The organism is Deltaproteobacteria bacterium, from assembly GCA_005879535.1.
Taxonomy (GTDB): Bacteria; Myxococcota; Myxococcia; order Myxococcales; family 40CM-4-68-19; genus 40CM-4-68-19.
In genome coordinates this window covers 3,044-3,771 of sequence record VBKI01000118.1, presented here as the reverse complement: position 1 = coordinate 3,771, position 728 = coordinate 3,044, and the positions used below count along the sequence as shown (strand labels likewise).

Annotated in this window: 1 protein-coding gene; it reads right to left on the bottom strand. The window is 69.2% G+C overall.

The window, feature by feature from the left end; genetic code table 11:
- On the bottom strand, nucleotides 1–713 hold a 713-nt coding region (locus tag E6J58_24275), incomplete at its 3' end, for a hypothetical protein (protein TMB31541.1).
- Nucleotides 714–728 lie beyond the last annotated feature (15 nt).

Below are 728 nucleotides of genomic sequence, written 5' to 3'. Positions count from 1 at the left end.
TAGGCGACGCGGTCGAATGCGGCGCTGGCGTTCGTCGCGGTCACGAGCGTCTGCACGTGGCAGAAGGAGCAGCCGATCGCCGCGAAGGTGGCGGAGCCGGAGCCCGCCGGCCCGCGAGGCGGCGGGCCGAGAAATCGGACGAAGTCGTTGACCTGACCGAGGGCGCTGCCGTCGGGATCGTTCACGCCGGGGGAGGGGTTCTGCGCCAGCAAGGCGCAGTTTCCTTGCGGGCAATTCTCGTCGGGAAAGAGCGGAGTGGTGATTCCCACTTCGTTGAAGAAGGCGTCCGCGTTGAACTGGAGCAGCGTCGGAAGCGCCGCCTTCCAGCCGAACCTCCCGACGCGCAGCGCCGAGGCGCCGATCTCCGGGACCATCGCCGGCCGTCCGGCGGCAGCCGGATCGTGAGCGCTCTGCCAGGCCGCGATGGCGACGAAGGTCGCATCTGCCGTCGCATCCACGAGCCCAAGTCCGAAGAGCGGAGTCGTGCGGCGCTGAGCGACAACGTTCGCCTCCGCCGGAACCTTCTCGGGCACGAAGTTGACCCCGTTCACCGTGCCGATTGCTTCATCCTGCAGCAGCGGTCCGCCGAGCGAGAGGAGCGGATCGAATGTCCCGTCCGCATTGCGCCGGCCGAAGCGGGTTTCCAGCCGCTGGGTCGTGCCACCCTGCGCCGGAGGCCCGTCGTGGCAGGAAAGACAGGCGACGCTGGTCATCACCGGGCCCAGGCC